Source organism: Acinetobacter sp. RIT698, assembly GCF_009668065.1.
Classification (GTDB): Bacteria; Pseudomonadota; Gammaproteobacteria; order Pseudomonadales; family Moraxellaceae; genus Acinetobacter; species Acinetobacter guillouiae.
Map to the genome: position 1 here is coordinate 17,429 of NZ_WJYH01000005.1, position 26,143 is coordinate 43,571.

23 protein-coding genes and 4 tRNA genes are annotated in these 26,143 nt (G+C 39.1%); 16 read left to right on the top strand and 11 right to left on the bottom strand.

What is annotated here, in order from left to right; translation table 11 throughout:
* Window positions 1-45: 45 nt before the first annotated feature.
* On the bottom strand, window positions 46-954 hold the full coding sequence (gene ttcA / locus GJV03_RS03365; protein ID WP_004722379.1) for a tRNA 2-thiocytidine(32) synthetase TtcA: 909 nt from the start codon (window positions 952-954) through the stop codon (window positions 46-48).
* Window positions 955-1,447: 493 nt separating this feature from the next.
* Between ttcA and GJV03_RS03370 the strand changes: the two genes are divergently transcribed.
* The 3 genes from GJV03_RS03370 to GJV03_RS03380 all read left to right on the top strand — a co-directional run bounded on the left by GJV03_RS03370 (window position 1,448) and on the right by GJV03_RS03380 (window position 3,829).
* Entirely contained in the window at window positions 1,448-2,344 is an 897-nt protein-coding gene (locus GJV03_RS03370) for a lytic transglycosylase domain-containing protein (protein ID WP_056514242.1), read from the top strand.
* A 315-nt stretch (window positions 2,345-2,659) separates the two neighbouring features.
* The gene (gene htpX / locus GJV03_RS03375) at window positions 2,660-3,565 is read left to right on the top strand and encodes a protease HtpX (protein WP_004819720.1); all 906 of its coding nucleotides are present in this window, start codon (window positions 2,660-2,662) and stop codon (window positions 3,563-3,565) included.
* Window positions 3,566-3,634: 69 nt separating this feature from the next.
* The gene (locus GJV03_RS03380; RefSeq protein WP_154129470.1) at window positions 3,635-3,829 is read left to right on the top strand and encodes a hypothetical protein; all 195 of its coding nucleotides are present in this window, start codon (window positions 3,635-3,637) and stop codon (window positions 3,827-3,829) included.
* Here the strand turns inward: GJV03_RS03380 and GJV03_RS03385 are convergent.
* The 3 genes from GJV03_RS03385 to GJV03_RS03395 form a co-directional block, all read right to left on the bottom strand.
* Window positions 3,826-4,179, bottom strand: a complete 354-nt coding sequence (locus GJV03_RS03385) for a hypothetical protein (protein WP_004722385.1) — start codon at window positions 4,177-4,179, stop codon at window positions 3,826-3,828. The two genes, GJV03_RS03380 and GJV03_RS03385, sit on opposite strands and share 4 nt — an antisense overlap.
* Before the next feature lie 53 nt (window positions 4,180-4,232).
* Complete coding sequence (locus tag GJV03_RS03390) at window positions 4,233-4,814, bottom strand: DUF4112 domain-containing protein (protein ID WP_105713077.1); 582 nt, start codon at window positions 4,812-4,814, stop codon at window positions 4,233-4,235.
* Window positions 4,815-4,979: 165 nt separating this feature from the next.
* Window positions 4,980-6,011, bottom strand: coding sequence for a L,D-transpeptidase (locus GJV03_RS03395; protein ID WP_154129471.1), 1,032 nt, complete (start codon window positions 6,009-6,011; stop codon window positions 4,980-4,982).
* Window positions 6,012-6,536: 525 nt separating this feature from the next.
* Here GJV03_RS03395 and pyrC point away from each other — a divergent pair.
* The 9 genes from pyrC to GJV03_RS03440 all read left to right on the top strand — a co-directional run bounded on the left by pyrC (window position 6,537) and on the right by GJV03_RS03440 (window position 13,366).
* Window positions 6,537-7,571 carry a dihydroorotase gene (gene pyrC, locus GJV03_RS03400; protein ID WP_154129472.1) on the top strand — a complete coding sequence of 345 codons (1,035 nt, stop codon included), beginning with the start codon at window positions 6,537-6,539 and terminating at the stop codon, window positions 7,569-7,571.
* The gene (gene rnt, locus GJV03_RS03405) at window positions 7,556-8,215 is read left to right on the top strand and encodes a ribonuclease T (RefSeq protein WP_004722393.1); all 660 of its coding nucleotides are present in this window, start codon (window positions 7,556-7,558) and stop codon (window positions 8,213-8,215) included. Before pyrC ends, rnt begins: the two co-directional genes overlap by 16 nt.
* A gap of 20 nt (window positions 8,216-8,235) precedes the next feature.
* Window positions 8,236-8,311: transfer RNA gene (locus GJV03_RS03410), tRNA-Glu, on the top strand.
* 162 nt (window positions 8,312-8,473) lie between these two features.
* Entirely contained in the window at window positions 8,474-9,901 is a 1,428-nt protein-coding gene (locus GJV03_RS03415; RefSeq protein ID WP_154129473.1) for an amino acid permease, read from the top strand.
* Between the two features lie 271 nt (window positions 9,902-10,172).
* Window positions 10,173-10,248: transfer RNA gene (locus GJV03_RS03420), tRNA-Glu, on the top strand.
* Window positions 10,249-10,582: 334 nt separating this feature from the next.
* The gene (locus GJV03_RS03425; protein WP_056514257.1) at window positions 10,583-12,007 is read left to right on the top strand and encodes an amino acid permease; all 1,425 of its coding nucleotides are present in this window, start codon (window positions 10,583-10,585) and stop codon (window positions 12,005-12,007) included.
* A 132-nt stretch (window positions 12,008-12,139) separates the two neighbouring features.
* Window positions 12,140-13,039 carry a hypothetical protein gene (locus tag GJV03_RS03430; RefSeq protein ID WP_105713079.1) on the top strand — a complete coding sequence of 300 codons (900 nt, stop codon included), beginning with the start codon at window positions 12,140-12,142 and terminating at the stop codon, window positions 13,037-13,039.
* A gap of 133 nt (window positions 13,040-13,172) precedes the next feature.
* Window positions 13,173-13,248: transfer RNA gene (locus GJV03_RS03435), tRNA-Glu, on the top strand.
* Window positions 13,249-13,290: 42 nt separating this feature from the next.
* Window positions 13,291-13,366, top strand: a tRNA-Glu gene (locus GJV03_RS03440).
* Between the two features lie 85 nt (window positions 13,367-13,451).
* Here GJV03_RS03440 and GJV03_RS03445 read toward each other — a convergent pair.
* Both GJV03_RS03445 and GJV03_RS03450 read right to left on the bottom strand, forming a co-directional pair.
* The gene (locus GJV03_RS03445; RefSeq protein WP_228722787.1) at window positions 13,452-14,069 is read right to left on the bottom strand and encodes a YiiX family permuted papain-like enzyme; all 618 of its coding nucleotides are present in this window, start codon (window positions 14,067-14,069) and stop codon (window positions 13,452-13,454) included.
* Window positions 14,070-14,267: 198 nt separating this feature from the next.
* Complete coding sequence (locus GJV03_RS03450) at window positions 14,268-15,458, bottom strand: putative solute-binding protein (RefSeq protein WP_252720676.1); 1,191 nt, start codon at window positions 15,456-15,458, stop codon at window positions 14,268-14,270.
* 378 nt (window positions 15,459-15,836) lie between these two features.
* Here GJV03_RS03450 and GJV03_RS03455 point away from each other — a divergent pair, with 378 nt between their 5' ends.
* The 3 genes from GJV03_RS03455 (at window position 15,837) to GJV03_RS03465 (ending at window position 19,632) form a co-directional block, all read left to right on the top strand.
* Window positions 15,837-16,421: a 5-formyltetrahydrofolate cyclo-ligase gene (locus tag GJV03_RS03455; protein ID WP_056514265.1), complete on the top strand. Its 585-nt coding sequence runs from the start codon at window positions 15,837-15,839 to the stop codon at window positions 16,419-16,421.
* Window positions 16,422-16,568: 147 nt separating this feature from the next.
* Window positions 16,569-18,998, top strand: a complete 2,430-nt coding sequence (gene lon / locus GJV03_RS03460; protein ID WP_004722406.1) for an endopeptidase La — start codon at window positions 16,569-16,571, stop codon at window positions 18,996-18,998.
* Window positions 18,999-19,254: 256 nt separating this feature from the next.
* Complete coding sequence (locus tag GJV03_RS03465; protein WP_154129475.1) at window positions 19,255-19,632, top strand: VOC family protein; 378 nt, start codon at window positions 19,255-19,257, stop codon at window positions 19,630-19,632.
* Window positions 19,633-19,891: 259 nt separating this feature from the next.
* On the opposite strand, the gene GJV03_RS03470 is transcribed toward GJV03_RS03465, so the two are convergent.
* The 5 genes from GJV03_RS03470 to GJV03_RS03490 all read right to left on the bottom strand — a co-directional run bounded on the left by GJV03_RS03470 (window position 19,892) and on the right by GJV03_RS03490 (window position 24,395).
* On the bottom strand, window positions 19,892-20,320 hold the full coding sequence (locus GJV03_RS03470) for a hypothetical protein (protein WP_151956181.1): 429 nt from the start codon (window positions 20,318-20,320) through the stop codon (window positions 19,892-19,894).
* A gap of 151 nt (window positions 20,321-20,471) precedes the next feature.
* On the bottom strand, window positions 20,472-21,317 hold the full coding sequence (gene dapF / locus GJV03_RS03475; protein ID WP_004722412.1) for a diaminopimelate epimerase: 846 nt from the start codon (window positions 21,315-21,317) through the stop codon (window positions 20,472-20,474).
* A 13-nt stretch (window positions 21,318-21,330) separates the two neighbouring features.
* Window positions 21,331-22,575, bottom strand: a complete 1,245-nt coding sequence (lysA, locus tag GJV03_RS03480; protein WP_154129476.1) for a diaminopimelate decarboxylase — start codon at window positions 22,573-22,575, stop codon at window positions 21,331-21,333.
* Between the two features lie 33 nt (window positions 22,576-22,608).
* Entirely contained in the window at window positions 22,609-22,839 is a 231-nt protein-coding gene (locus tag GJV03_RS03485; protein WP_004722414.1) for a hypothetical protein, read from the bottom strand.
* A gap of 155 nt (window positions 22,840-22,994) precedes the next feature.
* The gene (locus tag GJV03_RS03490; protein ID WP_004722415.1) at window positions 22,995-24,395 is read right to left on the bottom strand and encodes an amino acid permease; all 1,401 of its coding nucleotides are present in this window, start codon (window positions 24,393-24,395) and stop codon (window positions 22,995-22,997) included.
* Between the two features lie 279 nt (window positions 24,396-24,674).
* Between GJV03_RS03490 and radA the strand changes: the two genes are divergently transcribed.
* On the top strand, window positions 24,675-26,060 hold the full coding sequence (gene radA, locus GJV03_RS03495) for a DNA repair protein RadA (protein WP_004722416.1): 1,386 nt from the start codon (window positions 24,675-24,677) through the stop codon (window positions 26,058-26,060).
* Window positions 26,061-26,143: the final 83 nt, after the last annotated feature.

Genomic DNA, 26,143 nt, shown 5'->3' on the forward strand with positions numbered 1-26,143 from the left:
TCTCAATATGAATGCCCGATTCGTTCATTTAATTGGCAAAAAAGATCAATCTGCTGCAAAACTAAGATTTACAACATCTAAACGTTTTTTCATTTCTTCCGTATCACATTTCATATCGAATTCACGTTCTTCATCCAATTTTTCAAAATCAAATAAATCACGGTCAGCCAATTGAGATGGTGAAACATTCTGCAATGCACCAAAAATACTGTGCAAACGTTTTGGATATTGTTTATCCCAACCACGTAGCATGTCATTTAACATGGCACGTTGTAAGTTTTCCTGCGAACCACATAAGTTACATGGAATGATCGGGAATTTACGAATTTCAGCATATTTGATGATGTCTTTTTCTTCAACATAAGCCAAAGGACGAATCAAAATGTTCTTTTTATCCGAAGACAATAATTTTGGTGGCATCGCTTTTAAGCTACCACCATGGAATAGATTCAAGAAGAATGTTGCAATGATATCATCGCGATGATGACCCAATGCCACTTTGGTCGCACCAATCTCTTGCGCAAAACCGTAGAGTGAACCACGACGTAAACGTGAACACACTGCACAGTAAGTTTTCCCTTCAGGTGTCAAACGCTTGGTGATGCTATAAGTATCTTTTTCCAAAATATAATAAGGAATATTGTTTTCTTCCAAATATTTCGGTAACACATCTTCAGGAAAACCAGGTTGCTTTTGATCCAAGTTCACTGCGACAACATCAAAGTTGATCGGTGCAATACGTTTAAATTGCAACAAAATATCAAGCAAGGTGTAACTGTCTTTCCCACCAGAAACACAGACCATTACCTTATCGCCTTCCTCAATCATTTTAAAGTCACGAATTGCATGGCCGACTTGACGACGAAGTTTTTTCAAAAGACGATAATAAGCTGAACTTGTTGGAAGCTCTGGTTTAAAATTAAATCCTTGTTCGGACTCAACTGGCGAGTACATAGACGAGATAAACCCATAAAAAAATACTGGGCAATTTTATCTGATTTGAACGTTAACCGCATCTAAAGATTTTTTTATTTTGCATCAATTTTTATCTGGTCATCTTCCTGTCGTATTTCCACATTTAAAATAGACGGCTCAGTTCATTTTTTAGCCGAAGTGCTTATCTTTTGGACTTTTCCACAGTTTTCCACAAAACCTGTGGATAAAATTGTGGATTGTTTGGGGCTTGACAAAGTTTTCTCACGCAATGATGGGCATTCTCTTTAGATTGATCATTTTTTAACCATTATATTTTATATATATTTTTCAATTGTTTAGCATAGTCAATAAATATATTTTAAAAAAAATATAAAATTTTTTTTGATTAATATGCCAACAAATAGCACTTGCTTTTTCGCGATTGTATTGTTAAAACTCAATTCATAGTTTTTCTTGTTCAATAACTTTGTTAAACTCCCAAAAATTGGGGAAATATTTTAATTACTACAAAATGAAAAAATTAATTACGGGTTCGCTAGTGTCTATTTTAGGGTGTATGAGCTTTGCCTCATTTACATCGCAAACGTTTGCAGGTCAAATTTATTTCTACAAAGACCAAAATGGGACAACCTTACTGACCAATCGCAAAAATTCGGATCGTTCACTGCAAAAAGTCAAAGTGACTTATTATAAAGACAGTAATATTCATAGTTATAGCAATTGGGGCAGCTCAGAATCTGCAGTACTGCCAAGTTATAGTAAAAGTAAAAATTCCTTTGATAGTATTATCCGTCAAGCTGCGCAGACGCATGGTGTGTCTGAAGGCTTAATCAAAGCAGTGATGCATACCGAGTCTGGCTTTAATACCAATGCCCGTTCTCCTGTTGGTGCGCAAGGTTTAATGCAACTGATGCCTGCAACGGCTCGTCGCTTCAATGTGTCCAACTCGTATGACCCACAGCAGAATATTTTTGGTGGTGCCAAATATCTCAGTTGGTTAATGAAACGCTTTAATGGCAATACCAGTTTAGCTTTAGCGGCTTATAATGCGGGTGAAGGGAATGTGGACAAATACGGCGGTATTCCTCCCTTCCGTGAAACCCAAGACTATGTCAAACGTGTCACCAGTCGTTTAAACAACCTCTATGCTGGTGGTTTAAATTTATCTGCAAATAATATTGGCACTTCAACCAGTACTGGACAAATCATTGCCCAATCAAATCAAAATGATTTCTCCAATCAAGTAGAGCCGACACCACAAATCAGCAACAGTTCAAATATTCAACCAGTAAAATATAGTTCTCGACCAATTATTATTGCTTCTGATGGGACTTACACAGATGCACCTGCGGGTTCTTATTCAACAGCACATGCCAGTGCGACAGCACAAATCACCATTGGCAACTAATGCTTATCTGCACTTAGAATCCAATTAATAGCCCTATTGAAATAGAAAATAAAGCACGTAATTTGTGCAATTACATATTTTCAACAAATTGCTGAAAAAAATAATGTTTTCTCTAATACAGAGAATCTTTTTTTAACTTGCCTATTTTTTTAAATAAATTCTTTATCCACTATCCCTTTCAATTGAATTTGTCATTTTTTGCTAGCTAGATTTTTCCCTCTTATTCTTGAATTTTAATCATCTAAACCTCATATTGAATTTCATGATTTATTTTAATACATCATATTATTTATTATTTATAAGAGGATTCTCTCCATGATGCGGATTGGTTTGTTTTTGCTAACCAACCTCGCGGTACTGGTTGTAGCTGGCATTATCCTATCATTATTAGGTGTTGGTAGTTACTACGGCGCTGGCGGTCTTAAATTAGGCAACCTGATGGTCATCTGTTTAGTGTTTGGTATGGTAGGTTCTTTAATCTCCCTATTTATGTCCAAATGGATGGCGCTAAAAACCACAGGTACTGAATTAATTGACCCGAATGCTCCTCGTAACCAAGCCGAAGTTTGGTTATTACAAGAGGTTGCTCAACTTTCACAACGTGCTGGTATTCAAATGCCAGATGTTGGTATTTTCCCATCTTATCAGTCGAATGCGTTTGCCACAGGTTGGAATAAAAACGATGCACTTGTATCGGTTTCAACAGGTTTGCTTGAACGCATGAACAAAGATGAATTGCGTGCCGTGCTTGCGCATGAGATTGGTCACGTTGCTAATGGTGACATGGTCACATTATCCCTTATTCAAGGTGTAGTGAACGCCTTTGTAATGTTCTTTGCCCGTGTGGTTGGTGATTTTATTGACCGTAATGTCTTTGGCCGTCAAGATGGTGAAGCGCCTGGACTGGCTTATTTTGCAATTACCATCGTGCTTGATATCGTCTTCGGTATATTGGCTTCGGCAATCGTAATGTGGTTCTCTCGCTATCGTGAATACCGTGCAGATGAAGCTGGTGCTCAACTTGCAGGTAAAGAAGCCATGATTTCCGCTTTATTGCGTCTACAGGCTGAATCTGAAATGCCAGATCAAATGCCGAAAGAAATGAAAGCTTTTGCGATCGCAGAAGGTAAAGAGCAAGGTTTTAGTTTGGCTGCTTTATTCCAAACTCACCCAAGCATCGAGCAACGTGTTGCCGCTTTACGCCAACTCAATTTACCTTAATCTATACACGCTCGCTCAATCGTAGTGATCTCATAGAAAAACAAAGCCTCCAATATGGAGGCTTTGTTTATGGGTAGATCATATTTTAGTTTTTGCTTTATCCAATATTTACCGCGCAATTTCTATCTTTCTTACTTTCTTACTTTCTTACTTTCTTACTTTCTTACTTTCTTACTTTCTTTCAATACCAATACCAATACCAATACCAATACCAATACCAATACCAATACCAATACCAATACCAATACCAATTTGGGGGATTAATCTAACTGAATACAACGAATTAAACTTCCATTCGGATCAATCACACAAAACATATCAATTTCTTCGAGATACTGAATTTCAGTTATTCGTGCTTCTGGGAATTGTGCCCAATCTAAACCTTGCCAAAAATGAAACAGATCTTTCAAGACATGTGTTCTTAAGCAAGCACTAAACCATGATTCTTTTGGATTTAAATTGGGGTGATGGAAAAACTCAACCAGCAAACTGTCTTTACTTAAGATCATCCATTCTGTGGACTGATAATCACACTGAAAACCTAAGAATGCATAAAATTTACGAGTATGATCAAAATCAATAGCAGGAAGGTTTGCCGAAATATAATCTTGCATGATCACCTCTGTATTTTAATATCTACATTTTCAAATCAATTCAATGTTGGAATTTAAGCACGATAGCTTTGATACCAATCCCACAACATATTTACGCCAAACCACATCGCAAGTCCAATCAGGATTAAAACAATCAAGCCTAAAATATCGGGAATATGAATCCAAATCCAAGCAATGACAGGGTTACGCCAAAATGCGGAATGCTGTTGCTTTTGTTCTAGCTTCTCATGTAAAAATGGGTGAACCACATGATCATCGCTATAAATCTGATATTCTTCTTGAATATGGTCATGTACAACGTCTAAAGCTCTACGACTGGGCCGAATAAAAATATCGAATAAGGTTCCAGCAATCGGTATACATCCCACAACCCCATCCATCACAGCCAGTTTTAATACTCCATTGAGTTTAGCTTGAGGCACGCCAATCTGTTTGGCTTTATAAACTGCATAGCAAGTCAGCACAAAACCCGCGACATCACCAGCAATCGGTATGGTACTGAGTGCAGCATCAGCCCCAACCCCTTGCTTGGTAAATGGAATACGTACCACCGAATCCATCATATTGGCAAATTTAGCCAAATCTCGTTCAAGTTTAATGACTTCTTGAGTAGATAATTTTTTTTCTGTACCCATAAAGATTTCAATTTTTTTGACATGGTTAAGTTAAATTGATCATACCCAATAAATTCAGTATGTTGTGTATAAGTTTAATATTTACAGCAGCAAAATTTTATCTACGCAATAAAAAAAGCTGAGCCCTCTTTTAAAGTACTCAGCCTTTTCGGATATACAGCGGGATTAATCTAAGAACTTAACCACAGTCCCCGGTTGAACCTTGCGACCTAAATCATTGGCATCCCAATTGGTCAAACGAATACAACCATGAGAAGCGGTCTTTGAAATTAATGAAGGATTCGGCGTACCATGAATACCAAATGTCGGTTTACTTAAAGCAATCCACATATTACCAACAGGACCATTTGGGCCAGGCGGTAATGCCAGCTTTTGACGGTTGCTCCCTTGAACAAAGTTTTTCGGGTTATAACCATAGACAGGGTTTGCGGCAACTTTAATGACCTTATGCGTCCCTTTCGGGGATGGTGTACCAGAACCCCCAATTGTGGCAGGAAAAGATGCAATCATTTGATTTGTACTATTATATAAATAAAGTTGTCGAGCAGGCTTATGCGCAATAATTAAGGCCACACCTTCAGGCAAATCATTACGTACGATCGGTACATTGATAGTTTCGCCTACTTTTTTAAAGTTAGCTTTTGGATTGAGTTGTTTAAGAAAGTCTTCATCAATATGAAACTTTTCACCTAGCATTTCACTCACACGGGTGTAATACAGACCCGGCATTTTTGCTTGTTGGGCATAATTTCGCGGAATTGCTTTTGCATAAGGCCCTTTAATATCTTCTGCCGTAATTTGATAAGTTCCAAATGCTGCAGTTTTTTGATTTTTTAACAAACTGTCCCAAGTCTGTTTATCCAGTTCACCACTAATTGGTAAACTTTTAATCTGTTGATACGCGGCAAGTGCTTTTAAAAAGTTCTTGCCACTTTTACCGTCGATTGGCCCAGGTGAAGCATGTAAATTATTGAGCATCACTTGTGCTCGTGCATAAACGGGGAATTGTCCTCTGCCAATATTTTCAGACCAATTGGCTGTATTGATACTATTGACTGACCAATCTTGTTTTAAGTCCGCTTTTATCGCTTCTTGACTTTTATCAGCTTTAACATTTTGTTTGGCAAAAATTTGACTTTGAATATTTAAACCCACAAGACACATGATGCAAATCAGGTTTGGCAGAAACTTGCCCATATAAAGCTCTCTATTAACTCAATATTATAATTGATGTACTTATCTAATAAACTATTGTATTACAGATACATAGTATACTGATCTCAGACAATAAAAGCGACGTCACACACACCTTGAGCCGATCATTTATATTCTCAAGGCTTTAAACACAATTGTATAAGGTCAATAGCGTGTTTATTCATAAAATGAAAGTTATGTATGTTCGAAGTTTATCTTTGTATGACTTTATTATCATTTTTTAAGAAAAATATGCAATAGTACATTTTGACTATTTAATCATTTAAAAACGGTAATTTTAAAATAAATTCAAAATAAGCAATTGAAAATCATTGCCATGTTATACAGTTGTAGATTTTCTACTCAGCATTAGCACCCAATCATGACACATACATGACCAATCCGAACAAAATATAAGCTTTAGATTTGTTTTTAATCATTTAATTTGAATTATTGATTAGAAATAGCTGTTATCATTTTAAAGTGTTATAGATTATCATCTCATTTATTTTGTCAGTAAGAATTGCCTTGAATACGATCACTTTGCTTCAGCCAGATGACTGGCATGCCCACCTGCGTGATGGTCTTGCCTTAAAACGTACAGTTCCAGATCTAGCCAAACAATTTGCCCGTGCGATTTGTATGCCGAACCTCGTTCCACCTGTGAAAACTGTAGATGAAGCGAATGCTTATCGTGACCGTATTATGGCACATGTGCCAGAAGGGACTGATTTTGACCCACGTATGGTACTGTATTTTACCGACCATACTTCTCCAGATGAAGTTCGCAAAATTAAAGAGTCTCAATTCGTCAATGCAATTAAACTCTATCCTGCTGGTGCAACAACCAACTCGGATAATGGTGTCAGTGACATTCGTAAAGTCTATGCAGTAATTGAACAACTTGAAGAACATCAAGTACCATTATTGTTACATGGTGAAGTTACCCATCAGCATGTGGATATTTTTGACCGTGAAAAACGCTTTTTAGACGAAGTACTTTCACCGTTACTTAAACAATTTCCGAAATTAAAATTGGTGTTAGAACATATTACCACCAGTGAAGCTGCGCATTTTGTGCTTGAACAAGATCGTAATGTTGCTGCGACGATCACACCACAACATTTACTGTTTAACCGTAATGATATGTTGGTCGGTGGCATAAAACCTCACTTTTATTGTTTACCGATTTTAAAGCGTCAAACCCATCAACAAACTTTACTTGAAGTTGCCACTAGCGGCAGCCCTAAATTTTTCTTAGGTACTGACAGTGCGCCACATTCTAAAAATGCCAAAGAAAATGCATGTGGTTGTGCAGGTTGCTATAGTGCACCTACAGCAATTGAGCTTTATGCTCAGGCTTTTGATCAAGTCAACAAAATCGAACGCCTAGAAGGTTTTGCCAGTATGTTTGGTGCAGACTTCTATGGTTTGCCTCGCAACACAAATAAGATTACCCTTGTGAAAGAAGATCAGGTAATCCCTGAAAGTTTAGATTATTTGGATGGTGAACACATTATTCCACTTTATGCTGGAAAAACCATCCAATGGAGAAAGGTGTGACAACTGAAACATTACCTGTGATTGGACAACGCTTTCGTGGTTTTTTACCCGTTGTGGTTGACGTTGAAACAGCAGGTTTTAATGCAGATACCGATGCATTGCTTGAAATCGCATGCATCCCGATTGTGTATGATGCTGAAGGAAAATTTGTTCCAGGTGAAGCACATCATGCACACATCAATCCTTTTGAAGGTGCAAATTTAGATCGTCGCTCTTTGGACTTTATTGGTGTAGATCCATTTAATCCAATGCGTATGGCAATGGCTGAAGACGAGAAAACAGCATTAAAGCGTATTTTTAAGGCGGTTAATGAAGTACGTCGTCAACAACATTGTACCCATGCGGTCTTGGTCGGACACAATGCCCATTTTGATTTAGGCTTCCTAAGAGCTGCAATTGCGCGAACTGGCAGTAAAAATCAAAACCCTTTTCATAGTTTTTCTGTATTTGATACTGTGACTTTAAGTGCGGTCATGTTTGGTCAAACTGTTTTGGCTAAATCATGTATTCAAGCTGGAATTGAGTTCGATGGTAAAGAGGCTCACTCTGCCTTGTACGATACTCAAAAGACAGCTGAACTGTTTTGCTATATTTTGAACAAACTCGCACCTCACTTACTTGACAATTTGGTGGCGGATCAATAAGATATCGCCATCTTCTAAACGACCCTATCGTCTAGAGGCCTAGGACATCGCCCTTTCACGGCGGTAACCGGGGTTCGAATCCCCGTAGGGTCGCCATCTAATTATTTTTATAATTTCTTTCTCTTTTTTTGATCTTCTTGATTCAATTATTTTATTTCATCCCTTTTCTTTAGACTTTAGAAGCTGATAGTTTATTTTATTTTGTCAATTTTGGCATTTTAATCTAAAATATCTCTTTAAAGTTCAATGACATCAAATATGCAATCACCTGATCAATCGAATCAGCACACTGTCGCTGATGGGCAAGCTATTGTCTTAAAAAGATCCATGACCAAACGCCACCTGATCATGTTGTCATTAGGCGGTGCGATTGGTACAGGCTTATTTTTAAGTTCAGGTGAAGTGATTGCACAAGCTGGGCCGATTGGAGCAGTGATTGCCTATATTATCGGTGGTTTAATTGCCTATATGGTAATGCTTTGCTTAGGCGAGCTTGCAGTCAATCAACCTGTGACCGGATCTTTTGGTGCTTTTGCAGCTAAAAATATTGGACCAGGCACAGGCTACATGGTGTCATGGATGTACTGGCTTGGCTGGTCTGCCACCTTGGGGACTGAATTTACAGCGGCAGCCATGCTGATGCAGGAATGGTTTCCAACAACCTCCATCTGGTTATGGACCTTGGTCTTTATTGTTGCCGTCTTGATTTCCAATCTAACCTCAACACGCTTTTTTGCAGAGTCCGAGTTTTGGTTGTCTTTTGTTAAAGTTGCAACAGTACTGGTATTTATCTTACTCGGCCTAACCGCAATATTTGGATTAATTCCCTTCCATGGTCATGAAACTGCACCTTTATTCAGTAATTTAACCGCACATGGCTGGTTACCCAATGGTTTATTTCCTATTTTTGCCACCATGCTGATTGTAAATTTTGCCTTTAATGGTACTGAGATGATTGGGATTGCTGCTGGTGAAACTGAAAATCCTGAAAAAAATGTCCCGAAAGCAATTCATGCTGCGGTTTGGCGGTTAATGATTTTCTTTGTTGGTACCATTATTGTCATCAGTTCATTATTGCCCTATCAAGATGCTGGCCTAGCCGCGCATGGTGAAGGGATCAGTAATAGTCCCTTTGTTTCTGTATTTAACTTGATTGGAATTCCTTACGCAGAAGACATCATGCGTTTTGTGATCATTACAGCGCTTTTGTCCACTGCTAATTCAGGACTATATGCGGCATCTCGTATGATGTGGGCGCTTTCAATTCAAAAACAATTACCTCGAGTTTTTTCCAAACTGACCAAATCAGGCACCCCTGTTGTTGCAATTTTTGTGACCATGATTGGGGGTTTACCCGGTTTACTGTCGGAGCAATTTGGCGCAGATGTGATCTTTAAAAACTTACTCGGTGTGGCAGCATTTACCATGGTTATCGTGTGGATGAGTATTTGCTGGAGTCAGTTTAATTTCCGTCGTAAATGGCTAGCCAGCGGTAAAACACTGGCTGATTTAAAATTTAAAACGCCGTGGTATCCCGTTGTACCAATTCTTGGCTTTATCACTTGTACCGCAACCGGTTTAAGTATGGCAGCAGATCCGGAAATGCTTTCTGGCTTTATTGGTTGTTTAGTGTTTATGGCAGCATGTTATGCAACTTATTACTGGCTTTATCATCAGAAAAATTAAGTCGCATTGTAAATCACTGATCAGCCCGTATTCATACGGGCTTTTCTATTTTAGGCTTTTAATCCGTAGCATAATTTTTAAGTGATTCATATATAAATCAAGCCGTTTTTATTTGATTTGGATTCTTCTAAAAAGCAAAAAATAGCTTTCTGGCTAAATTAAAAACAAATACATAATGATTCGCTTATAGATTCATCAGTTAAACGCTTTTTCGATAAATCCATTTTGACAAAAATGTCTTTTATCCTTAATATACGCATCACCTCATTACGACCCTATCGTCTAGAGGCCTAGGACATCGCCCTTTCACGGCGGTAACCGGGGTTCGAATCCCCGTAGGGTCGCCATATTTGAGAAGGTTGTTAAAATAAAACTTTCTCGTAAAAAAGCCTGAGCAATACGACTCAGGCTTTTTTATATCTATCGTATTTAAAGCAGTTAAAAACCACCACCCCTTCATATTTAAAAGATTGTTTTTTCATCAATAATCTGGATTTTTAATTTAAAATAATCAGTGCAGAGTTAAATATAAATAATTGATTTAAATATTTATTTATAAAAACCATAAAATCGCGGTGATTTATAGTATTGCTTATTGAGCATTAGCAACACTCAATCATTGCACTATTTATGAATTGGGCTAAAATAGCGCGCTTCTTGTTTTATTTCCATCTGAAGCTTATGCAGTCATCACCAAATCAAAATGATGCTCAGGTATCATCTAATTCTTCACCACTCAAACGAGCAATGAGTACTCGTCACTTGGTGATGATTTCGCTTGGTGGTGCAATCGGTACAGGGCTTTTTTTAGGTTCTGGTGAGGTGATCTCACAAACAGGTCCGATTGGTGCCATTATCTCTTACATCCTCGGTGGTGTAATTGCCTATATGGTGATGCTGTGCTTAGGTGAACTTGCAGTTCATATGCCTGAGTCTGGCTCGTTTGGTACTTATGCACAACGATACATTGGTCCAGGTACTGGATACACCGTTACTTGGCTGTATTGGCTAACATGGTCAGCAACACTAGGCACTGAATTTACTGCTGCGGCTTTGTTAATGCAAGAATGGTTTCCGCATATCTCGATGTGGTTATGGACGCTGATTTTTGCAGCAATCGTGTTTGGCTTAAATATGAGTTCAACCAAATGGTTTGCCGAATCTGAGTTCTGGCTCTCTTTGGTCAAAGTCATCACGGTAATCGCTTTTATTCTTTTTGGCCTTTTGGCAATTTTTGGTATTTTAAATTATCAGGGACATACTTCAGCACCGTTATTTAGTAATTTGACCGATGAAGGCTGGTTCCCACAAGGTCTATTCCCAATCTTCACCACCATGTTAATCGTGAACTTTGCCTTCTCTGGCACTGAGTTGATTGGCGTTGCTGCGGGTGAAACTGAAGATCCCGCGAAAAATGTGCCTAAAGCCATCAATACTGCTATTTGGCGTTTATTGATTTTCTTTGTCGGTACTATCATCGTAATTAGTGCACTGCTGCCTCACCAAATGGCAGGATTACATGCTGAAGGGGTCAGTAGCAGCCCATTTGTTACCGTATTTGATCATATTGGTATTCCATACGCAGAAGACATTATCCGTTTTGTGATCATCACTGCGTTGTTGTCTGCGGCCAACTCAGGGCTATTTGCGGCATCACGTATGATGTGGTCGCTCTCAGCCAAGAAACAGCTTCCAGCACTGTTTTCTAGAGTCAATGCACGCGGTATTCCATATATTGCTGTGATTGTCACCATGTTCGGTGCGTTACCTGGTCTGCTTTCAGAACAATTTGCACCTGAGACTATTTTTAAAAACTTGTTGGGTGTGGCTGCGTTTACCATGGTTGTGGTGTGGATGAGTATTTGTCTGAGCCAATTTAATTTTAGACGTCAATGGTACAAACAAGGTCATACCAAAGCTGAATTAGGCTTTGCTGCACCATTGTTTCCAATTGTGCCGATCTTAGGTTTTATCTTCTGTTTAATTACCTGTATCAGTATGGTATTTGACCCTGAGATGGTAGTTGGCTTTATTTGTTGTTTAATCTTTATTGCGATTTGCTATATCAGCTACGCATTCTTATATAAAGATCAATCACAATCCTAAACAAAATCTTACTGATCATGCCTAAGCAAAAAGTGTAGCCATTGGCTACACTTTTTGTACATTCATAGATAGTCAAAATCAGTTTAAGCTCGTAATTTAATAGTTAAACATAACAATCTATAAAAAACCCCAATGAAGATTATTTTTATTCATGGTATGAACCAGCAGAATTATAATGCTGAGAGTTTAAAGCAACATTGGATTGATATTCTTCAACAGGGAATCGATGAACTTAAACTGCCTATTTCAACAGCACAATTAGATATTCGCTTGGCTTTTTATGGCGATTTAATCAGTAAACACCAATTAAGCAATCGCTTTGACTTAGAAAGCTTTCTGCCTAAATCATGGGTAAACTTTCACTTTCATAAACATACAACAACGTCACCCACGACAACTTCAAATATCCCTCCCGCAATTCCAATACTGCCCTACTTCATGCCTGAACATGACTTAAAACTGTCCAACCGCTTGTATTTGGCTTCGCAATTGTTAAAAGATAAAGCGCTCAAAGAGTTCTCTTTAATTTTAAATAATTTTCCAAAACTTCATGAAAGTCTGATTCATAAATTCCTGATCGAAACTTATTTATACCTCGCCAATCCTCAGTTTATGGATGAAGTCCATCAACGGATACTCGCTAGCTTAGAACCCGATCAACCGCATATTATCGTTGCGCATTCATTAGGAACCGTGATTGCCTATAATCTTTTACAACAGCTGCAAACAAACTACCAGATACAACGCTTTATTACCTTAGGCTCACCACTCGCCTTTAAAGTGATTCAGTCTAAACTGGCACCACCAGTCAAAAGACCAAATTGTCTAAATGGTGATTGGCATAATTTCTATTCACCAGATGATTTTTTAACTGCTTTTCCTTTGATCAACGCGCCCTTTGACTTTCAACCCGCGATTTTAAATACCGCGATTTCAACGTTTATTCATACTCCTCATCAAATCGCAGGCTACTTACAACATCCTGCGGTGATTAAAAATATTTTAGATCCCATTGTGTACCCCAAGCCGTAATAATGGTCTTAATTTTAACCACTTTGCTCATATTGCTTTGTTTTTATCCATATAAACGCAATTTCAGTTTTTATTGTGGAAAAAAGTTTGACACCTGCCAGTATTCACCCTAATATACGCCCACCTCTGAAACGACCCTATCGTCTAGAGGCCTAGGACATCGCCCTTTCACGGCGGTAACCGGGGTTCGAATCCCCGTAGGGTCGCCATTAATTTAATGGTTTAGTTTCAAGTGTCTGCCTCAATTTATTGACCCTATCGTCTAGAGGCCTAGGACATCGCCCTTTCACGGCGGTAACCGGGGTTCGAATCCCCGTAGGGTCGCCACATTCAAGAATGTATGTATATACCGCTTCTTATAAAAAGCCTGAGCATAATGACTCAGGTTTTTTTATGCCTGCTATATTTCCAATCAATTCAAGCCAGCAACCGAGTCAACCATTTTCAGTTTCTTTGAATTAAAAATTGCACTTGGCGCAATCACAGTTTCTTGCAATGGAATATGCTGTCCATAGCGTTGTCGCATAAGTGCTTTAACACTTCGATCTGTGAGATCAAAACTTTGTAATTTTTCCAAGGGCGCCAATTCTATTCCTAAAGCGTATTGATAAGCTTTCCATACAATTTCAGAGCAATAAATTGCGTCATCATTCCATTCAAAATAAACATCATAGGGTTTATTTAAATAAGTCTCGGCCTGTTTGACTAACTTGTGCTGTTGCTCTGCAGTTAATTGAGGTTGATAACGCTTTACGACATAGGCTTTATTTACACCGCGATTGATCCATTGTTGAAGCGGTGTATATTTCACAGGCTGAATCGCCTCCAAAACCAAAGCTTGACCTTGTTTCATCACGATCATTCCCATGTGGCTATATGGCGAATGGGTGGCTTTTTGAATCACAAGACTTTGTACAGATTTAGAAGTATGAAAAATAATATCCCCTGTCTGATACTGTGCGGCATATATCGAGTTAACGTAAAACAACACTGCCAGCAACAAGAGTTTGAACGGTTTTCTTAACATCATTTAAATCTTAATTTTGATCTTCTTTATCTTGGATTTAATCTAACAGAGTAGTAAAGCATTGCCTAAACTTTGCAATAAAAAAGGAGCAAAATAAACTTTCATTTTGCTCCTTTAGCTTTTAATTCAAATCAAAAACATCAGCTGTTTGTGATTTTGCTTTTGACTTATATACCTCATCAAGACAAGAGCAAAACCCAATCATTCATCATTTAAAGCACATTCAAAACTACTTGGGGTTTGACCACATCGAACCTTTTTCAAAATTTTCATCATTGTTGGGTCATAGAAGCCTTCTTTGGTCATCTGAATACGTGCTTCACGCATAATCTTAATATAGCCTGGTTTATCTGCTTCACGAATATCAAACCAATACTTATCTGGAACTTCTCGCTCCAGTTTATCGACAAACTGAAATGCTGGGCTGAGTTGTTTAGAAATCATTTCCCGTGCGATTGGTCCCATACCTGCAGGGAACTTATTCCGATGCATGATTAATGTGCCTGTGACCTGTATCAAAGGAAAGCGAATAATACCACCGACCACATTGCCATTTTTATCCGTCATACCCTTTTTCAATTCTAAAGGCTTAAATAACAAAACAGGCCCCGCCATAATATCGACTTCTTTGTTATTAAACTTTCCACCCACAGTTAATAGATCAACTGAAACAGGTTGTGCACCAACATTTTGCACCAACTTCTTTTGAGTACCGTCAAAGTTCATGACCGCCACTTTTTTCCCTGCTGCTTTTGATAAGGTATCAATACGGCGATCATTGACCATGATATACGCAGCACCTAAAGGAACAATCCCCACCACTTCATAATCACGATTGACCATTTTTGCATCGTACTCAGGCCGTGCAAGTAACTGGATCACGGTGGTTAATTGCTTATAGTTTTGTACTGCCCCAATAGCATCAATACTGCCGACAAACGGATTAAACTGACGTGCACGAATGTTACTGATTCCAGCACCATCACAGCGTTTACTGCGGAAATCCTCAGTCAATACACGTTCATCGGTATAAACTCTTAAATTAATATCCGTAGAAGCGGTTTTCTTTAATTTTGGATAATTTAAATCAATATGCATCGACAATTTGGTTGGACGGGTAATTTTCATATCCACCCCAAATTCCTTAGCAATCTGTGTAATTCGTGGCAGTTCACTGATATAACTGGTCGCTTGTTCAAAAGCTTCACTATTGGCGCCATCAGGAGAATACACACACAGCGTGACTGTTTTGGGAATCTGTTGCCAAACTTTTGGATCATTCATTAAGGTTTTAATTTTATTCTTTGAATGTGCAGATAACTCAAGATCCAGTTTTGGCGCTGCTGGAGCGGCATAGCTCATCAGCGGTAAACTGCTTGCCAATGCAAGCATTGAGATAACAAACCGTCGTGACAAGGTATGAGATTGTTGTTTTAGCTGACTTTGCATGGTGTTTTCCTGTTTATTTTCGTGCTTATCCATAATTATCACTCACGTGAATTTCTTCTCAGCCTAATTGAAGTGCTTTCATTTGCAATTGACTGAGCAAAATCCTACATTTGTCAGAATAGATACTCCGGACTTAAAATGTAGAACATCAATATTTAATCTTGTTTTATCAAACGATTAGCATAATAGCTTAAAACTGCCCATTTATCGCAAACTCTAGTGAATAAAAGATAATCAAAATAACATCTTGACCATTTCGTTATAAATGCTGTTTATCAATTCATTGTATACTGGCAACAGTTTAGTTTTAGCATTCAAAACATGGATCAAAATTCACAACTGCGTAGATCTTTAAGACAACAACGACAAAAGCTGACCCGCAATCAACAAATGGTCATTGAATTGCAATGCTTTAAACAGATGCTACGCCATCGCCATTTTTTCAATGCGCAGAAAATCGGATTATATTTAGATGCTTTTGGTGAAATTCAAACCAAATTGCTTATCGAATATTGCTGTGCGATTGGAAAAACCGTGTATTTGCCCATGATCTGTAATATGAACAAAAAACTGGTTTGGGTCAAAATATCAAATCGGCAGTTTCGCAATCGACGCTTTTCTTTACATCGTCTTGGGATGTTAGAGCCCATGGCAAGTCGTGCTAAACATATTTCAATACTCGATCTGGTGGTTATGCCTTTATTGGCTTGTGATTTAAAAGGTAGCCGTATGGGCATGGGAGGCGGTTTCTATGATCGAACGCTTGCATCAGCTGCACACCGCCCACATCGACTCGGTTTAGCGCATAATTTTCAGTTACTCACCCACGAGTTAAAAAGAAATCCATGGGATCAGCCCTTAGATAGCTTAATTACCCCAGCAAAAACCTATTATTTTCGCCGTTAAATTGACCAATAAATGCAAATAGGTTTATTTGTTAATCAGATACTTGCGATTTTTTAAACTTTTTATTTGGCAAAGCCCTTGTAATTTTTGAAATACACATCACTATAAAAAACATGGCAACACCGTTGTCACTCATTAGGAGTGCCCATGTCTGAGATTATTATGAATCAAGAAAACTTAGAGCCACAGGTTCCAAGTGTATTACCGCTTTTAGCGTTGCGTGACGTGGTTGTGTACCCACATATGCAAATTGCGCTATTTGTGGGTCGTGAAAAATCGATCAATGCAGTTGATGTGGCTCGTAACAGTGACAATTTAGTATTTGTAGTTGCGCAAAAAGATTCGCTTACAGAAGAAATTGATCACGACAACTTATATCAATATGGTACCGTCGCGAAGATTGTACAAGTTGTGAATCATGAAAATGATGAAAACTGTATCAAGGTACTGATTGAAGGCTTACATCGTTCTAAGCTGGTTGAAATCATCGACAATGATGAATACTTATCGGCTGAACATGCATTAAGCCCAATGACGATATCTGTAGATAAAGATACTCAAGCAACACGTGTAGAAGAATTACGTGCACTGTTTTCACAGTATGCAGAAGCCAAATTACGTAATGCACGTGAATTGATTGCAGCAGCAAATAAAATCGACGATTTATTACAATTGTTGTTCTTTGTTGCAACCCGTGTACCTTTAAATATCGATGTAAAACAAAAATTCCTAGAGCACGATGAGTTTGAAGCACACTTACAAGAGCTAATGACTTATTTATTGCAACAATCTGAAGAACAACAGATTGAGCAAACATTGCATGACTCTGTAAAACGCCAAATGGAAAAGAACCAACGCGAATACTTCCTCAATGAAAAGATGAAAGTCATTCAGCGTGAACTTTCCGATATGAATGGTGGTGCGGAAGATGATGTTGCTGAAATTGAAAAACGTTTAGCGGAAGCTGATTTACCTGAACATGTGCGTAAAAAAGCTGAAAACGAATTCCGTAAACTCAAAGCAATGCAACCTGCGTCAAGTGAAGCTGCTGTGGTACGCAACTATATCGAGGCTATTTTAGATACGCCTTGGAATAAAGCCAGCAAAGTCAGCATTAACTTAGCCAAAGCTCAGGAAATTTTAGATACAGACCACTATGGTTTGGATGAAGTTAAAGAACGTATTGTTGAATACCTTGCGGTGCAATCACGCGTGAAAAAACTTCGAGGTCCAATCCTTTGTTTAGTAGGTCCTCCTGGTGTTGGTAAAACCTCACTCGGGGAATCAATTGCCAAAGCAACTGGTCGTGAATTCGTTCGTATGGCACTCGGTGGTGTCCGTGACGAAGCAGAAATTCGTGGTCATCGTCGTACCTATATTGGTGCGATGCCGGGTAAAATTGTGCAGTCATTGACCAAAGTTGGCGTTAAGAACCCTCTGTTCTTGCTCGACGAAGTTGACAAAATGGCACAGGATTATCGTGGTGATCCAGCTTCTGCCCTGCTTGAAGTACTTGATCCATCACAGAACAACAAGTTTAACGATCACTACTTAGATCTTGATCTTGACTTGTCTGAAGTAATGTTTATCTGTACTGCAAACAGCATGAATATTCCTGAGGCTTTATTAGACCGTATGGAAGTAATTCGTTTGCCGGGTTATACCGAAGACGAAAAAGTCAATATTGCTGATCGTTACCTTGTTCCAAAAGCAATCAAGAACAATGGTTTACGTGGCAAAGAATTGACTGTTCATGAAGAAGCGATTCGTGACATCGTACGTCGTTATACCCGTGAAGCTGGTGTACGTAGCCTTGAACGTGAAGTATCGAAGATTGCACGTAAAGTGGTAAAAGAATCAGTCAGTAAGAAAGCGAAAAACTTACATATTGATGTCACTGCTGAAAACTTACCTGAATATTTAGGTGTGCATAAATTTGATTACGGTATGGCGGAAGAAGAAGCTCAAGTGGGTCGTGTAAATGGCTTGGCATGGACTTCTGTCGGTGGTGAGTTATTGACCATCGAAGTTGCAGCAGTAAAAGGTAAAGGTAAATTTATTACCACGGGTTCACTCGGCGATGTAATGAAAGAGTCGATTACTGCGGCAATGACTGTGGTTCGTACACGTGCTGATGAATTGGGTATTGAAGCTTCTCGTTTTGAAGAAACTGACGTACACGTTCACTTACCTGAAGGTGCAACACCGAAAGATGGACCATCTGCAGGTTTAGCATTAACCACTGCTCTGGTTTCGGCATTCACGGGGATTGCAATTCGTCCTGATATTGCAATGACAGGTGAAACCAGCTTAGGTGGTCGAGCAATGCGTATTGGTGGCTTAAAAGAGAAACTTTTAGCAGCACATCGTGGTGGCGTTAAACTGGTGTTTATCCCACAAGAAAACGTTCGTGACTTAGCTGAAATTCCTCAGAACGTGAAAGATGGTTTGGAAATTAAAGCTGTGAAAAGTATCGATGAGATTCTTCCACTTGCTTTGGTTGAGCAACCTACGCCATTGGTCAAAGCACCAATCGTTAAAGCGGTTGATGAAGGTAAAAAAGCTGCACGTCATTGATCCAATGATCGAAAAAGAGAACGCTTCGGCGTTCTTTTTTTATGTTTATAATCTATTGTTTCTTTAAGTTTCCCTTAGAATATTGATTAAAAAATAAACTTATTTACAAAATACAGCTACGCTTGAGTTAAGTTTGTCATAAGCTAATCACAATAAAGTCTAAAAATAGAGTTTAAAGGCTCAACTGCCCTTAAGCTTATAAATACAGCCATGTATGGTTATAAAACCGATAACAGCAAAATAAAAGGACACGTTTATGTCAAATCCAGTGTGTTGGTTCGAAATCTATGTCAATGATATGGCACGGGCAAAATTATTTTATCAAACGGTGATTGGTTCTGAGCTGAGTTTACTTAGTGATCCAAACGATTCATCGGTGGAAATGTGGACATTTCCATCGGATATAAGCCAATACGGCGCAACAGGCTCATTGGTTAAAATGGAAGGCATTTCTGCTGGTGGAAACAGTACAATTGTCTATTTTAGTAGTGAAGATTGTGCCATTGAAGAAGCCCGAGTAGCAGCCGCTGGTGGTCAAGTTCATCAAACAAAAATGTCGATTGGGCCTCATGGGCATATTGTTTTAGCCATTGATACTGAAGGCAATATGTTTGGTATTCATTCAATGAATTAATCGTGAGTAAACTCAACAACTGTTGCTAATTTAAAATTGGCAACTAGATTGGTTGAAAAATACACAAGTATCCTCATATATAAATTATACAAGTATGCGCGCTGTAAGTGTGGTTACTTAACGTTGATTTGGTCTCCAGACAGATCTACGTTAAAACACAGTCCTACCCATTTTGGACTGTGTTTTTTTATGGGTAAATTCGAGACTGATACAAAAGCTTATCTTAGAGAAAGTATTTATTGGCTTAAAGCGCATAGAGTTATGAACGGTTCTGCTGCCATTGTGCATATTTTTGACTAATCACGACTGCCATCAAATCATAATTGTCCCATGTATCATCCACAGCATAAGTATCTGTCAAACCTCTAGCATCAACTAAGGTTTCATCATAATCTTTAAAATATTGATGGCTCTCATAATAGGCTTGGGTAAACTCAAAGCCTTGTTCATTTAAATCTTCTTCCCAAAATTTTTCATCACACATATTTATCAAAAACTGTCGTCCAGTCATTTGACGTGTGCGTACTTGTTCTAATTCATCGGCACTTTCTTCTTGGTGAAACTCACCTTCCAATTGGTTATTGATAATCCAGGCCAAATAAATTCCAATATGTGTTCCACCATTTTCATATGGAAAGCCTGCTTGCTCTGCGGATTCGCCATGCCAATCAATACGATCTATTGCCATTGTTTATTTTTCCTTGTGATTATTTATTTAGATCTCTAAACAGTATAAACATTTATCTGGTCTTTTTTAATCCAAAAACTAAGCAGTTAGAGATAAAAAAGCCCTGAAATTAATTCAGGGCTTTGCTCTAAGCTGTAAAAAGAAAAGCAGATCAACCTTGGAAATAACGTAAATCTAAACGACCTTCATAAACGGTTGCCGTCGGCCCTGTCATCCAAACCACATCGCCTTCTTTCCATTCGATTTGTAATTTACCACCAGCCAACTCAATTTCGACATTATTGGCCAGTAAGCCACGACGCATTCCAGAGACTGCGGCTGCACAAGCGCCTGTACCACATGCCATCGTTTCGCCCACACCACGTTCAAACACACGTAAGCGCGCATGCTTTTCATCAACAATTTGCATAAAGCCTGCATTTACTCGTTGCGGAAAACGTGCATGTGCTTCCACTTGAGGACCAATTTTGGCAACATCTGCAGTTAAAACATCGGGAACGATTGTCACTGCATGTGGATTGCCCATATTGACCACATCAATAGTCAGCAATTCATTATCTTGCAATGCGATGTCATACAATGCATCTGGCTCTTCTGCAAGAAATGGAATCTCATTGGGTAAAAATTTTGGATAGCCCATGTTGACGCGCACCCAACCATTTTCACCCAACTCAGGTTCGACAATACCAGCGCTGGTTTGAACTTTAAAACGCTTTTTATTGGTCAACTGACGTTCATAAACAAACCGTGCAAAACAACGTACGCCATTGCCGCATTGCTCTACTTCTGAACCATCAGCATTGAAAATACGATATTTGAAATCAACATTGGGAAAATCTGGTGGTTCAACAATTAACAGTTGATCAAAACCAATCCCGAAATGGCGATCAGCCAAACGGCGAATGGTCATTGCATCAAAAAATGCACGCTGGCTGATTAAATCAACCACCATAAAGTCATTGCCCAGACCATGCATTTTGGTAAATTCTAATAACATTTAAAATGGCTCCTTAAGGCAATAAGCTTTCATTTTCCCAAAGTGATTCAATCGTTTCTCGCTTACGAATCACATACGATTGGTCAGCATCGACCATGACTTCAGCAGCACGACCACGGCTGTTATAATTTGAACTCATGACAAAACCATACGCACCTGCACCTAAAACAGCAAGATTGTCATTTTCCTGAATGGCAAGTTCACGTTCTTTCCCAAGGAAATCGCCCGTTTCACAAATGGCGCCCACGATATCCCAAGTCTTTGCTTCAACATCTATACGCGATACCACAGGTTGAATGTCCATCCACGCTTGGTAAAGCGATGGACGAATCAAGTCATTCATTGCAGCATCAATAATCGCGAAATTACGATAGTTGGTTGGTTTTAACAAATCAACTTTAGTCACCAATACCCCAGCATTTGCTGAAATACTCCGCCCCGGTTCCATATAGACTTTTAAGCCTAATTTCTCTAAAGCTGGACGCATTGCATTGGCATATTCAGCAACACTTGGCGGTGTTTCATCTTTATAGGTCACCCCTAAACCACCACCAATATCGATGTGTTTAAGCTGGATGCCCAATTCTTTCAATTTTGCAATCATCATAATGACGCGGTCAAGCGCATCTACGAAAGGTTGTGTTTCAGTTAATTGCGAACCAATGTGACAATCGATCCCAATCACATCAAGGTTGGGTAAAGACGCTGCATATTGATAGGTTTCAAAAACTGAATCTGATGGAATACCAAATTTATTTTCTTTTAAACCTGTCGAAATATAAGGATGTGTTTTCGCATCTACATCTGGGTTTACCCGTAACGAAATCGGAGCTTTTTTGCCTAAACCTGCCGCAACTTTTTGGATACGATCAAGTTCAGCATGGGATTCCACATTAAAGCACGCAATCCCGACTTCTAGGGCTTTTTGAATATCTGCTTCTTGTTTGCCTAAACCTGAGAATACGATTTTTGTAGCATCTCCACCTGCGGCAAGGACTCGCGCAAGCTCACCACCTGTGACAATATCAAAGCCTGAGCCTAATTTTGCCAATACATTCAATACCGCAAGATTTGAGTTTGACTTCACCGCAAAACAAATTTGATGATCGATAAAGCTAAATGCCTGATCCATATCCAAATAATGCTTTTCAAAAGTTGCTTTTGAATAAACATAAAGCGGTGTGCCATATTGCTGCGCGAGTTGATCTAAAGAACATTGCTCTGCATGCAATACCCCATGAATGCGGGAGAAACTCATGAATCTATCCTTTCAATGAAAGTGTAATTAGGTTTAGTTTGAAGTGGCTTGAGACGCTGGCACAGATTGATCTGCAACGGCTGTCTGATCTTGCACTTTTGCCTTGCTTTGGGCAGCTTTATTGGCATCTTTTGAATAGAGCAAATATTTGGCACGTTTGTCATAGTCTTGACTGTTTGCCAACTGCAAATTGCCTGATTGACCACAACCCACCAACACTGTACTTGCTAAAACTAAACCGATGCCACAAATTGCAAAACGCATTTGTTCACCTATTTCCAAAATTTTCGTCAGTATACCTTATACCTTGAATCTAAAATATAGACCAAAGCGGAAGCCTTAAAGCTTAAAATGAGAATAAAAAAAACGCCAGTAAATTACTGACGTTTTCTTATCAATATCATTGAAATCGTTAATGACTATTTTTTCTTATAAAAACAGAAATAACCAATTGCAAGGATAATGAGCCAGATCGGACTGACCATCAATGATTTCATTGTATCTGGTTCTAATGCAAGAATACCAATCGTACCAACAAAGAAAATGATCACGATATAACAAGTAATCGGTCCACCGGGTAGTTTAAACACTGATTTTGCATGAAGTTCTGGGCGTGTTTTGTAGTACACCAAGTAACTCCACAAAATAATAATCCATACCAAGATAAACAAGATCGTGGATAGTGTGGTTGCTAAAGTAAATGCTTCGACTGTGTTTGGAACGAAATATTGTAATGCCGCACCACCCAATAGACATACACCAGAGAAATATAAAGCATTCGCTGGAACTGCGCGTTTATTTAACAGACCAAATGCTTTAGGACCTTGATCTTCACGAGAAAGACCAAACAGCATACGACTTGTTGAGAATACACCACTGTTCATTGAAGACATTACAGAAGAAAGGACCACCAAGTTCATAATGATTGCAGCCGCAGCAATTCCCGCTTGACTAAACAAGTTCACAAATGGGCTAACTTTAGGATCAATCATATTCCATGGTGTAACTGACATAACAATCACCAATGCCAATACATAGAAGAAAATAATACGGATTGGAATTGAGTTAACGGCTTTAGGTAAGTTCTTCTCTGGATCTTTGGTTTCTGCTGCTGTGGTACCAACAAGTTCAACACCGACAAAAGCAAAGATGGCAATTTGGAAGCCTGCTAAGAAGCCTTCAAAGCCTTTCGGGAACATTCCCCCATGATCCCAAAGATGAGTAAATGACGCCACTTGACCTGTTGCTGCTGAAGTAAAGCCGGTAAAAATCATCCAGAAACCCACCAAAATTAACACCACAATGGCAATAATTTTGATCAGCGCAAACCAGAATTCCAATTCACCAAACAGTTTTACTGTGACTAGGTTCAACCCTAAAATAAAGAAGATTGCGGCAACACTTATCATTGCCCCTTCACTTGGAGTAAATGGCAACCCATTATTAAAGAACTGTAAGTAATAGATAATTGCAGATAGATCTGCAATACCAATTGTGATCCAGCACAGCCAATAGGTCCATCCGACAAAATAGCCTGCCCATGGTCCGATCAAATCTGTAGAAAAATCAATAAATGACTTGTATTGCAAGTTCGAAAGTAACAGTTCACCAAGCGCACGCATGACGAAAAAAACCATCAAACCAATGATCATGTAAATAAATAATATGGATGGTCCCGCAAGACTGATCGTCTTCCCTGAACCCATAAATAAGCCTGTACCAATCGCACCACCAATTGCAATCAATTGTAGATGACGATTCGATAAACTTCTTGCTAGTTCACCTGTTTCCGCAGAAGAACTGAGGTTTTCATTTGACATTGTTATATTCTTCTCTCAGATTTCGTTGTACAAAAGTAGCTTAAAACAAAAAAAATAAAAAAGCCTTTTTCAATGAATACTTAAAATATCTAAGTTTTTTCATCTTTTAGCTTATTTAATAGTCAAACGACTATCCCTTACCTTTCTTATTTTTACCGTTCCTTCGATTTGCAGTTTACGTGCCAAAATAGTTTTTGGCGAGATGTTAAGCAAAAAATTGTATTTCAATGGCGCTATTGGTACATTCAGCACATCATTCATAAGGTGAACGCACTCAAAATGGGCAAAGTCAAAACTGTTTATCGTTGTGAACAATGTGGTACAGACCATCCAAAATGGGCAGGTCAATGTTCAGACTGTGGTGAATGGAATTCTCTGACTGAAGTGCGAATTGAACCTGTCGTATCACATCGTGCCAAACCTATGGGCGGTGGGTATGCAGGACAAGCGGCCAATGTCACCTTGCTTAACCAGATTACCGTGTCCAATGAAACACGTTTAGCTACGGGTATAGGCGAGTTTGACCGAGTACTTGGTGGTGGCTTAGTCACAGGTTCTGTCGTCCTGATCGGGGGTGACCCTGGTATTGGTAAATCAACGATTCTGTTGCAAACCGCAACGCACATGGCTGCTGCGAAGAATTCAGCACTCTATGTCACAGGGGAAGAATCACTTTCACAAGTGGCTTTACGTGCCAATCGTCTTGACTTAGCTACTGATAAATTACAAGTCATGGCAGAGACGTGTGTAGAACGAATTTGTGATACCCTCGCACAATTGCGCCCTGCTGTTGCCATCCTTGACTCAATCCAAACCTTATATACCGAAACCTTACAATCTGCTCCCGGCGGTGTTTCGCAAATTCGTGAATCAGCTGCACTATTGACTCGATTTGCAAAAAATAGTGGTACAGCGTTATTTCTTGTTGGTCACGTCACCAAAGAAGGTGCCTTGGCCGGTCCACGTGTACTTGAACACATGGTCGATTGTGTACTGTATTTTGAAGGGCAATCTGACTCCCGCTACCGTATGATTCGTGCTGTCAAAAACCGTTTTGGTGCGGTCAATGAACTTGGTGTATTTGGCATGACAGATAAGGGCTTAAAAGAAGTCGCCAATCCGTCTGCCATCTTTTTAAGTCGTTATGATGAGGCGATTCCCGGTTCAGTGGTGATGATCAGTCGTGAAGGTACACGGCCATTATTGGTTGAAGTTCAAGCACTGGTTGATGACGCGCATGGACAACCGCGTCGGGTCGCACTGGGGTTAGAACAAAACCGCTTAAATATGTTGCTTGCGGTTATGCATCGCCATGGTGGTGTACAAACCTCTGGACAAGACGTTTATGTCAATGTCGTGGGTGGCTTGAAAATTACCGAAACAGGCTCTGATCTTGCGGTACTTTTGGCCTGTGCTTCAAGTTTACGCTCTAAAGCTTTACCACAACAATTGGCTGTATTTGGTGAAGTGGGATTATCGGGTGAAATACGCCCTGTTCCCAATGGACAAGAACGCTTAAAAGAAGCCATAAAACATGGTTTTAAATACATCATCGTACCTAGAGGCAATGCACCACAAAAGCCTATTGCAGGTGTACAAATCATTGCAGTGGCTCGACTGCATGAAGCATTAACAGAAGCCATGCAATTGAGTGATGAAGTCTAAGCATCCCATTTATAAAATAGGACCAAGCCTTACAAGGAAGTAAGCTTGCTTTGATAGAGAGCTTAAATAAAATTTGCTTCTTA

Coding starts and splice junctions, on each gene's coding strand:
- radA (WP_004722416.1), top strand. CDS start 24,675: ATGGGCAAAGTCAAAACTGTTTATCGTTGTGAACAATGTGGTACAGAC.
- dapF (WP_004722412.1), bottom strand. CDS start 21,317: ATGTTATTAGAATTTACCAAAATGCATGGTCTGGGCAATGACTTTATG.
- GJV03_RS03415 (WP_154129473.1), top strand. CDS start 8,474: ATGCAATCACCTGATCAATCGAATCAGCACACTGTCGCTGATGGGCAA.
- GJV03_RS03390 (WP_105713077.1), bottom strand. CDS start 4,814: ATGGGTACAGAAAAAAAATTATCTACTCAAGAAGTCATTAAACTTGAA.
- GJV03_RS03485 (WP_004722414.1), bottom strand. CDS start 22,839: ATGCGTTTTGCAATTTGTGGCATCGGTTTAGTTTTAGCAAGTACAGTG.
- GJV03_RS03380 (WP_154129470.1), top strand. CDS start 3,635: ATGGGTAGATCATATTTTAGTTTTTGCTTTATCCAATATTTACCGCGC.
- GJV03_RS03425 (WP_056514257.1), top strand. CDS start 10,583: ATGCAGTCATCACCAAATCAAAATGATGCTCAGGTATCATCTAATTCT.
- lon (WP_004722406.1), top strand. CDS start 16,569: ATGTCTGAGATTATTATGAATCAAGAAAACTTAGAGCCACAGGTTCCA.
- GJV03_RS03370 (WP_056514242.1), top strand. CDS start 1,448: ATGAAAAAATTAATTACGGGTTCGCTAGTGTCTATTTTAGGGTGTATG.
- GJV03_RS03470 (WP_151956181.1), bottom strand. CDS start 20,320: ATGGCAATAGATCGTATTGATTGGCATGGCGAATCCGCAGAGCAAGCA.
- GJV03_RS03490 (WP_004722415.1), bottom strand. CDS start 24,395: ATGTCAAATGAAAACCTCAGTTCTTCTGCGGAAACAGGTGAACTAGCA.
- GJV03_RS03465 (WP_154129475.1), top strand. CDS start 19,255: ATGTCAAATCCAGTGTGTTGGTTCGAAATCTATGTCAATGATATGGCA.
- GJV03_RS03450 (WP_252720676.1), bottom strand. CDS start 15,458: ATGCTTGCATTGGCAAGCAGTTTACCGCTGATGAGCTATGCCGCTCCA.
- lysA (WP_154129476.1), bottom strand. CDS start 22,575: ATGAGTTTCTCCCGCATTCATGGGGTATTGCATGCAGAGCAATGTTCT.
- GJV03_RS03385 (WP_004722385.1), bottom strand. CDS start 4,179: ATGCAAGATTATATTTCGGCAAACCTTCCTGCTATTGATTTTGATCAT.
- ttcA (WP_004722379.1), bottom strand. CDS start 954: ATGTACTCGCCAGTTGAGTCCGAACAAGGATTTAATTTTAAACCAGAG.
- GJV03_RS03430 (WP_105713079.1), top strand. CDS start 12,140: ATGAAGATTATTTTTATTCATGGTATGAACCAGCAGAATTATAATGCT.
- htpX (WP_004819720.1), top strand. CDS start 2,660: ATGATGCGGATTGGTTTGTTTTTGCTAACCAACCTCGCGGTACTGGTT.
- rnt (WP_004722393.1), top strand. CDS start 7,556: ATGGAGAAAGGTGTGACAACTGAAACATTACCTGTGATTGGACAACGC.
- GJV03_RS03445 (WP_228722787.1), bottom strand. CDS start 14,069: ATGATGTTAAGAAAACCGTTCAAACTCTTGTTGCTGGCAGTGTTGTTT.
- GJV03_RS03455 (WP_056514265.1), top strand. CDS start 15,837: ATGGATCAAAATTCACAACTGCGTAGATCTTTAAGACAACAACGACAA.
- GJV03_RS03395 (WP_154129471.1), bottom strand. CDS start 6,011: ATGGGCAAGTTTCTGCCAAACCTGATTTGCATCATGTGTCTTGTGGGT.